This is a genomic window from Streptomyces sp. (assembly GCF_050698815.1).
Taxonomy (GTDB): Bacteria; Actinomycetota; Actinomycetes; order Streptomycetales; family Streptomycetaceae; genus Streptomyces.
Genome location: NZ_JBOHCV010000798.1, coordinates 1 through 1873, shown reverse-complemented (window position 1 = coordinate 1873; position 1873 = coordinate 1). Strand labels below are relative to the sequence as shown.

At 71.8% G+C, this 1873-nt stretch carries 3 protein-coding genes; 1 reads left to right on the top strand and 2 read right to left on the bottom strand.

The annotated features are described in order from the left end of the window. Positions 1 to 50: 50 nt before the first annotated feature. Both ACRDP3_RS28580 and ACRDP3_RS28575 read right to left on the bottom strand, forming a co-directional pair. The gene (locus ACRDP3_RS28580; RefSeq protein ID WP_431519926.1) at positions 51 to 257 is read right to left on the bottom strand and encodes an antitoxin; all 207 of its coding nucleotides are present in this window, start codon (positions 255 to 257) and stop codon (positions 51 to 53) included. Between the two features lie 50 nt (positions 258 to 307). Continuing rightward, positions 308 to 472 (bottom strand): hypothetical protein, encoded by a 165-nt coding sequence (locus tag ACRDP3_RS28575; RefSeq protein ID WP_431519925.1) that lies wholly within the window; start codon positions 470 to 472, stop codon positions 308 to 310. Positions 473 to 741: 269 nt separating this feature from the next. Here ACRDP3_RS28575 and miaA point away from each other — a divergent pair, with 269 nt between their 5' ends. Beyond that, positions 742 to 1698, top strand: a complete 957-nt coding sequence (gene miaA, locus ACRDP3_RS28570) for a tRNA (adenosine(37)-N6)-dimethylallyltransferase MiaA (RefSeq protein WP_431519924.1) — start codon at positions 742 to 744, stop codon at positions 1696 to 1698. Positions 1699 to 1873: the final 175 nt, after the last annotated feature.

Here is a 1873-nt window from a genome sequence, read left to right as displayed (position 1 = left end):
CCCCCACGCCCACATGTGCTGACGGCCGACCGACGTTCGCCGGCGCGCGGTCAGGCCCCGCCGGGGCCCTTCCCGCCGCCGTGGCCGTGACCGCCGCGGCCCATCTTGTCGGCCTGCTCCTTGGCCTTCTGCGTGCCGCTGCGGATCTGGCTGCTGTACTTGCCCTTGGTCTTCTTGTCGGCCATCTGGCCGGCCTTGTCCAGACCCCTCGTCACCTTGTCGCTGTGCTGGCCCAGCATTCCCTTGACCTTGTCCATGAAGCCCATGGTGGCCACCCTCTTCCTGTGCGGTGTGCCTCAGTGGCGGTTCACTTACGGGCGGTGTCCGCGTCTTCGCTGTCGGCCACTTCCTCGGCGGACTGCTGCTTCGGAATGCCGACATCCTCGGCGTCGTCACCGGCGCCGGCCGCCGCTGCCGTGTCCGGCTGGTCCTCCTGTTCCCTCTGATCCTCGACTGCCCCGTCCCGCGTCATCGACACCGGGGCGGCGCCGGCGGCTTTGCGCCGCGGCGCACCGGAAGAACGGCGGAGAAGCCTTGAAAAGACGCCCATAACTACACTCCAGACCTTACTCACGTGACCGGCATCCGGCGCTCCGGGAGCAGTGCTCCCCCGCGCCTCCGGCGGCACGGTCCCGGAAATCGGCTCTCGGAACCTCGCAACAGGCAACGACCCCGGAAGCGGAGCGTCACGTCGCCCGTTCGGGGTTCGGCTGCGGGAGGGAGGTTTGCGAGACTGGCGGCGTGAACGCCGCACCCGTACCTTCGTCCGCCCGCCGCGCCCCTCCGGTCGTCGCCGTCGTCGGCCCCACCGCCGCCGGCAAGTCAGGCCTGGGCGTCGCGATCGCCCGCAGGCTGGGCGGCGAGGTCGTCAACGCGGACTCGATGCAGCTCTACCGCGGCATGGACATCGGCACCGCCAAGCTGACGCCCGCGGAGCAGGAGGGCGTCCCGCACCATCTGCTGGACATCTGGGACGTCACGGTCGCCGCCAGTGTCGCCGAATACCAGCGGCTGGCCCGGGCCGAGATCGACCGGCTGCGCGCGACGGGCCGGGTCCCGGTCCTGGTGGGCGGCTCGGGGCTGTACCTGCGGGGGGCGATCGACGCCATGGACTTCCCCGGCACGGACCCGGCGGTACGGGCGCGGCTGGAGGGAGAGCTGGCGGCACAGGGCTCCGGCGTCCTGCACGCGCGGCTGGCGGCGGCCGACCCGGGGGCCGCCCGCGCGATCCTGCCCAGCAACGGCCGCCGTATCGTGCGCGCACTGGAGGTCATCGAGATCACCGGCCGCCCCTTCACGGCGAACCTGCCCGGGCACGAGGCCGTCTACGACACGGTCCAGCTCGGCGTCGACGTGGCACGTCCCGAGCTGGACGCCCGCATCGCCGCACGGGTGGACCGGATGTGGGAAGGCGGGCTGGTGGCGGAGGTACGGGCGCTGGAAGCGGCCGGACTGCGCTCGGGCCGTACGGCGTCGCGGGCGCTGGGCTATCAGCAGGTACTCGCCGCGCTGGCCGGGGAGTGCACCGAGCAGGAGGCGCGCGAGGAGACGGTGCGCGCCACCAAACGCTTCGCGCGCCGCCAGGACTCGTGGTTCCGCCGGGATCCGCGTGTGCACTGGCTGAGCGGTGCCGCGACGGACAGGGCGGAGCTGACCGGAAAGGCGCTGGCGTTGCTGGAGGAAGCGGTCACAGCCTGATCCTCTCCTGGCGCGCGCCACGCACGAAACGGCCCCCGACCAACTTGCCTGACGCTGTTGGTTTATTCGGGGGTGGCTTTTACTCGGCCCTGCTGAGCTTTGGCTCGGTGGGGCCGAGTGCTGCGAAGTGGCTGGTGCGGGTGCGGGCTCGTGGTGTGCTGGTGAGGTGGGCGTC

Bases quoted from the DNA above. Each gene is read 5' to 3' on its own strand.
- ACRDP3_RS28575 (WP_431519925.1), bottom strand. From the start codon at position 472: ATGACGCGGGACGGGGCAGTCGAGGATCAGAGGGAACAGGAGGACCAG.
- ACRDP3_RS28580 (WP_431519926.1), bottom strand. From the start codon at position 257: ATGGACAAGGTCAAGGGAATGCTGGGCCAGCACAGCGACAAGGTGACG.